This is a genomic window from Cellvibrio sp. (assembly GCF_053579595.1).
Genome location: NZ_JBRFPI010000504.1, coordinates 1 through 2,671 on the forward strand (window position 1 = coordinate 1; position 2,671 = coordinate 2,671).

Here is a 2,671-nt window from a genome sequence, read left to right on the forward strand (position 1 = left end):
CTTGAAGCGCGCACCAAAGCCCAATTAATGATTGCTCTGCCCACCATTACCAATCCTCAAAGTATAATAATTTCCAACGCCTACAAAGATGCCGAATTTATTTCGCTTGGTTTGCAAGCACGTAAATTAGGTTTTAAATGTTTCTTTGTATTGGAAACACTGACTGAATTGCAATTTGTGATTGAGCGCAGCCGCGCACTTGGTATAGAACCTTTAATTGGTGTTCGGTTAAAGCTCTCTACCAAAGTGGAGGGCCACTGGAGTGCGGACAGCGGTGACCGCAGTTTATTTGGTTTAAATACCAATGAATTAGTAACCGTCATAGATACTTTGCGCGATGCCAATTTATTGCATTGTTTTCAATTGCTGCATTTTCATTTGGGTTCGCAAATTCCCAATATTCGTAGTATCCGTACGGGTGTATTGGAAGCCTGTCGCTATTACATTGAATTGGTGGGCGAGGGCGCACCGCTCGGTTATCTGGATTTGGGCGGTGGTTTGGCAATTGATTACGACGGTACTTGCAGTACTAATGGCCACAGTCGCAATTATTCGGTGCAAGAATATTGTATCGATGTCGTTGAGGCAATTCAGGAAAGTTTGGATGCCCAAGGCATAGCGCATCCAACGATTGTTACCGAGTCAGGTCGTGCAACTGTCGCACACACTGCAGTACTGCTGTTTAATATTCTGGATGTCACTCATTTTGAACCCACAGCATTGCCTGCAGAGCTGCCAGAAAATTGCCACGAGATGATCGCCAATTTGTGGCACACGCTAAAGGTAATTTCAATCGCTAACCTGCAAGAGTCTTATAACGATGTCATTTACTATCGCGATAAGGTTCGCGATTTATTTAATTCAGGTGGTATTAGCCTGCGGTATCGCGTACTAGGTGAAAATATTTATTGGGCGGGTTTGCAAAAAATCGCGTCGTTCTTGCCTCAACTAAAACGTATCCCTGTTGAATTAGAGAGTTTGCCGCAGCTGTTGGCTGATATCTATTATGGCAATTTCAGTGTGTTCCAATCACTGCCGGATTCGTGGGCAATCGGGCAGATATTTCCAGTGATGCCAATTCATCGCTTAAATGAAGAACCAACACGCCAGGCTATTATTGCTGATTTAACCTGTGATTGTGACGGAAAGCTGCAAAAATTTGCTAACCCTGAAGGGGAATCTACCACGCTCGCGCTGCACCCGATAAAGCATGGAGAGGAATATTATATTGGCGTATTTCTGGTGGGGGCTTATCAAGAAACCTTGGGTGATTTGCACAATCTATTTGGCGATACGAATGTCGCCAGCGTGCGTATAAATCCTGATAGTAGTATTGATTTTGTACATGAGTTGCACGGCGATAGTATTGCCGATGTATTGACTTACGTGGAATATAATCCCGACGCACTTTACGAACAATTCCGTCAAACTGCAGAAAACGCAGTGCGCGATGGTGTTATCACCCTGGCAGATCGCCAATTAATGCTCGCCGCTTATTCAGAGGGGTTGCGCGGTTATACCTATTTTGAAAAATAATTGAAGTAATGGTTTGGAGTTAGTGTCAATGGCAAAAGTGTTAATTATCGGCGCAGGTGGTGTAAGTGGTGTTGTTGTACATAAATGCGCGCAGTTACCCGAGGTGTTTTCAGAAATAGTATTGGCAAGTCGCACCGAATCCAAATGCAAAACAATTGCAGCGCAGTTAAATCGCCCCATTAAAACAGCACAGGTAGATGCGGATAATGTACCGCAACTGGTTGCTCTGATTAAGGCTGAAAAGCCGGATTTGGTCATCAACGTGGCATTACCGTATCAAGACCTGACGATTATGGATGCCTGTTTGGAGACCGGTGTGGATTACCTTGATACCGCCAACTACGAACCATTGGATACTGCCAAATTCGAATACTCCTGGCAGTGGGCGTATCAGGACAAATTTAAAGATGCGGGTTTAACAGCGCTGCTCGGTTCCGGTTTTGATCCGGGTGTAACAAACGTTTACACCGCTTATTTGAAAAAACATTACTTCGATGAAATTCATTATCTGGATATTATCGATTGCAATGCCGGCGATCACGGCTTGCCGTTTGCGACCAATTTCAATCCGGAAATCAATATCCGCGAAGTTACAGCCAATGGTCGCTATTGGGAAAATGGTAATTGGGTTGAAACTGCACCGCTCAGCATTAATCGCGTGTTTGATTTTCCGGCGGAAATTGGTCCTAAAAAAATCTACATGATGTACCACGAAGAACTTGAATCGCTGGTTAAACATTTTCCCGAAATTAAACGCGCGCGTTTCTGGATGACCTTTTCAGATAATTATTTAAAACATTTGGAGGTCCTGGGCAATGTCGGCATGACGGGCATTGAGCCGGTGATGTTTGAAGGTCGCGAAATAGTCCCGCTGCAATTTTTAAAAGCATTGCTGCCTGACCCTGCAAGCCTTGGTCCTTTAACCAAAGGCAAAACCTGTATAGGTTGTTTTGCGCAAGGTATTAAAGATGGTAAGCCTGTGGCTATGTTTGTTTACAATGTCTGCGACCATCAGGAGTGCTACCGCGAAGTAAAATCCCAGGCGATTTCTTACACTACCGGTGTGCCAGCAATGATTGGCGCAAAAATGATTCTGGAAGGCAAATGGAAAAAGCCGGGCGTATGGAATATGGAG

2 protein-coding genes are annotated in these 2,671 nt (G+C 44.4%); both read left to right on the plus strand.

The genetic code is table 11. From position 1 onward, the window contains the following. Window positions 1-1,536 (plus strand): biosynthetic arginine decarboxylase (gene speA, locus ACWA6V_RS20415; RefSeq protein WP_449524209.1); only part of this gene is annotated, 1,536 nt, incomplete at its 5' end. A 28-nt stretch (window positions 1,537-1,564) separates the two neighbouring features. Then, window positions 1,565-2,671 (plus strand): saccharopine dehydrogenase family protein (locus ACWA6V_RS20420; protein WP_449524210.1); only part of this gene is annotated, 1,107 nt, incomplete at its 3' end.